Source organism: Pseudomonas sp. NPDC087598 (assembly GCF_044743525.1).
GTDB lineage: Bacteria > Pseudomonadota > Gammaproteobacteria > Pseudomonadales > Pseudomonadaceae > Aquipseudomonas.
Genome location: NZ_JBIUWQ010000018.1, coordinates 98,827 through 102,502, shown reverse-complemented (window position 1 = coordinate 102,502; position 3,676 = coordinate 98,827). Strand labels below are relative to the sequence as shown.

The following is a 3,676-nucleotide window of genomic DNA, read 5'->3' as shown; positions in this document are numbered from 1 at the left end:
GCTCGCGGCAGAACTTCGCTGTGGTCAAGACCATGAACGAGCTGGAAGGGCGCCTTGAAGACCTGCTGGTGCCGCTGGATGTCGCGGTGATCGGTTGTGTGGTCAACGGCCCCGGTGAAGCCAAGGAAGCCCATATCGGCTTGACTGGCGGCACGCCAAACCTGATTTACATCGACGGCAAGCCGTCGCAGAAACTGACGAATGACAATCTGGTGGACGAGCTGGAAAGGCTGATCCGCGAGAAAGCGGCCGAAAAGGTCGAAGCTGACGCAGCGGTTATCGCGCGCGGCTGAGCCTGACTGAAAGCCGAACGAATTTAAGGATTTAAAGTGAGCAAGTCTCTGCAAGCCATTCGTGGCATGAACGACATCCTGCCCGAGCAGACCCCGCTGTGGCGCTATTTCGAGAGCACCGTTGCGCGCCTGCTGGATAACTACGGTTACAAGCAGATCCGCATGCCGATCGTCGAATTCACCGAGCTGTTCAAACGCTCCATCGGTGAAGTGACCGACATCGTCGAAAAAGAGATGTACACCTTCGAAGACCGCAACGGCGACTCCCTGACCCTGCGTCCGGAAGGCACTGCCGCGTGCGTGCGCGCTGTGCTCGAACACGGCATCACCGGCGGTGGTCAGGTGCAGAAGCTTTGGTACATCGGCCCGATGTTCCGCCACGAGCGCCCGCAGAAAGGCCGTTATCGCCAGTTCCACCAGATCGGTCTGGAGGTGTTCAACCTCGACGGTCCGGACATCGACGCCGAACTGATCATCATGACCTGGCGCCTGTGGGGCGAGCTGGGCATTCGTGATGCGGTCAAACTCGAACTCAACAGCCTCGGCACCAGCGAGTCCCGTGGTCGTTATCGTGAAGCGCTGGTCGAGTACCTCTCGGCGCACCACGACAAGCTCGACGAAGACAGCCAGCGTCGTCTGAAAACCAACCCGCTGCGTGTGCTCGACACCAAAAATGCCGACACTCAGGCCGTGCTGGTCGATGCGCCGAAGATGGCTGACTACCTCGATGACGAATCCCGTGCCCACTTCGAAGGCCTGAAGGCTCGTCTGGATGCCGTCGGCATTCCTTACGTGCTCAACCCGAAACTGGTGCGTGGCCTCGATTACTACAGCAAAACCGTTTTCGAATGGGTCACCGACAAGCTTGGTGCCCAAGGGACTGTGTGCGCGGGCGGCCGTTACGACGGTCTGGTCGAGCAGATGGGCGGCAAGCCAACCACTGGCGTCGGTTTCGCCATGGGTATCGAACGTCTGGTGTTGATGCTCGAAACCCTTGAGCAGATCCCGGAAGAAATCTCCCGTCAGGTCGATGTTTACCTTTGCGCCTTCGGTGAAGAAGCCGAGCTGGCCGGTCTGGCCCTGGCTGAACGTGTTCGCGATCAACTTCCAAACCTGCGCCTGCAAGTCAATGCCGGCGCCGGCAGCTTCAAGAGCCAGTTCAAGAAGGCCGACAAGAGCGGTGCGCTGTACGCACTGATCCTCGGTGACGACGAAATGGCCCAGCAAGTGGTAGGTTTCAAACCCCTGCGTGGCCAGGGCGAACAACAAAGCATTGCCTGGGATGCGCTCGCCGCTCACCTGGCCACCTGCGTCGTGCAGGGTTGAAGCTGTCTAAACAGCCGATTTAGCGATTAAGGAGTATTGGGGTGTCGAGTACCGAAGACGAACAGTTGGCGGATTTGAGGACTGGTGGACACGCAACGGCAAACCTCTGGTCACCGGCGGCCTGTTGGCGCTGGTCATCGTGTTCGGCTGGCAGGCTTATCACAAGTATCAGAGCAACCAGTCGCAAGGCGCCTCGGTGCTCTATCAGCAATTGCTGGAAACCACGCTGACGCCTGACGGCAAGCCTGATGTTGCCCGTGTTGCGGATCTTGCCGGCAAGCTCAACAGCGAGTTTGGCGGTTCTGCCTACGCGCAGTACGGCAGCCTGTTCGTGGCCAAGGTTGCAGTTGACGCCGGCAAGCTGGACGACGCCGCGACCGAATTGAAAACCATCGTCGACAAACCGGCCAACCCGGCGCTGGGCGAAATCGCCCGTCAGCGTCTGGCGCAGGTGCTCGGCGCGCAGAACAAGGCCGAAGACGCCCTGAAACTGCTCGACGGCGACGCCGATAAAGCGTTCCTGGCCACTCGCGAAGAACTCAAGGGCGACCTGCTGGTACAGCTGGGCCGTACCGATGACGCGAACAAGGCGTATCAAAAAGCCAAGGCGGCACTGTCGGATGAAGCGGCGGTCGGTGGCCTTCAAATCAAGCTCGACGACCTGGCCAAAGGGGATGCGTGACGTGATCCGTTGGAAGCATGCAGCATTGCTGGCTCTGGCCCTTCTGGCCGCGGGTTGCAGCAGCAACAGTAAAAAAGAATTGCCACCGGCCGAACTGACCGACTTCAAAGAAGAAGTGGTTCTGCACAAGCAGTGGAGTCGTTCGATCGGTGACGGTCAGGGCGAAACCTACAACATGCTGGTACCGGCAGTTGACGGTGACACCATCTACGCTGCCGACGTAACGGGCATCGTGATGGCCATGGATCGCAGCAATGGCGACGTGAAGTGGAAAAAAGATCTTGAACTGCCTGTCTCCGGCGCCGTTGGCGTAGGTTACGGTCTGGTTCTGGTTGGCACGCTGCAAGGCGAAGTCGTTGCTCTGGACACCGTCAACGGTGAAGAGAAGTGGCGTGCTCGCGTGACCAGCGAAGTCCTCGCGCCGCCGGCCAACAACGGCGACGTGGTGGTGGTGCAGACTCAGGACGATCGTCTGATCGGTCTGGATGCTTCCACCGGTACTCAGCGCTGGGTGTATGACAGCACGCCTGCCGTTCTGACCCTGCGTGGCACCAGTGCTCCGCTGGTAACCAACCGCCTCGCGGTGGCTGGCCTGTCGACCGGTAAAGTGGTCGCTCTGGACATTTCCAACGGCGTGCCGGTCTGGGAACAACGGATCGCGATTCCACAGGGTCGTTCGGAACTGGAGCGCGTGGTCGACATCGACGGCGGTCTGCTGTTGTCCGGCGGCACGCTGTACGTTGCCAGCTATCAGGGTCGCGTGGCGGCACTGGATCTGGAAAGCGGTCGTCAACTCTGGCAGCGCGATGCGTCGAGCTACGCCGGTATTGCCCAGGGTTTCGGCAGTGTCTACGTGAGCTTGTCTTCGGGCACCGTTGAAGGCGTCGACGAACGTTCCACCACAGCCTTGTGGAGCAACGATTCGCTGGCTCGCCGTCAACTGTCGGCTCCGGAAGTGTTCTCCAGCTATGTTGCAGTGGGTGACCTGGAAGGTTATCTGCACCTGCTGAGTCAGGTTGACGGTCGTTTCGTCGGCCGTGAGCGCATCGACAGCGATGGCCTGCGTGCCCGTCCGCTGGTGGTGGGTGACACGATTTATGTGTATGGCAACAGCGGCAAACTGGAAGCCCTGACCATCAAGTAACAACTATGCTTGGGGTTAAACCCCCAGGCGGCCCCGGATTTTCGGGGCTTGCAGCGCTATCAGGCGTTGCCCCGAGCACCAGCCGCTGCCTCGCAGCGGCTTTTGTATTTTCTGAAATAACGAAGTGGAGAGCCGCATGGTTCCCGTAATCGCCCTGGTGGGCCGACCGAACGTCGGCAAATCCACCTTGTTCAACCGCCTGACCCGGACTCGCGACGCCTTCGTCGGCGA

General features: G+C 59.9%; 4 protein-coding genes and 1 pseudogene. All 5 read left to right on the top strand.

The genetic code is table 11. The features are described from left to right. Positions 1 to 293 (top strand): flavodoxin-dependent (E)-4-hydroxy-3-methylbut-2-enyl-diphosphate synthase (locus ACIOWE_RS12735; protein WP_401391637.1); only part of this gene is annotated, 293 nt, incomplete at its 5' end. A 36-nt stretch (positions 294 to 329) separates the two neighbouring features. Beyond that, positions 330 to 1,619, top strand: a complete 1,290-nt coding sequence (hisS, locus tag ACIOWE_RS12730; protein ID WP_201236920.1) for a histidine--tRNA ligase — start codon at positions 330 to 332, stop codon at positions 1,617 to 1,619. Positions 1,620 to 1,660: 41 nt separating this feature from the next. Then, positions 1,661 to 2,301 (top strand): annotated as a pseudogene (locus tag ACIOWE_RS12725) (YfgM family protein). Next, positions 2,294 to 3,445: an outer membrane protein assembly factor BamB gene (gene bamB / locus ACIOWE_RS12720; protein WP_201236921.1), complete on the top strand. Its 1,152-nt coding sequence runs from the start codon at positions 2,294 to 2,296 to the stop codon at positions 3,443 to 3,445. The pseudogene ACIOWE_RS12725 and the gene bamB overlap by 8 nt, the downstream one beginning before the upstream one ends. 136 nt (positions 3,446 to 3,581) lie before the next feature. Then, positions 3,582 to 3,676: GTPase (locus ACIOWE_RS12715; RefSeq protein ID WP_401391652.1), on the top strand; the 95-nt coding region annotated here is incomplete at its 3' end.

Excerpts from the sequence above, each read along its gene's own strand:
- bamB (WP_201236921.1), top strand. The coding sequence starts at position 2,294 with ATGCGTGACGTGATCCGTTGGAAGCATGCAGCATTGCTGGCTCTGGCC.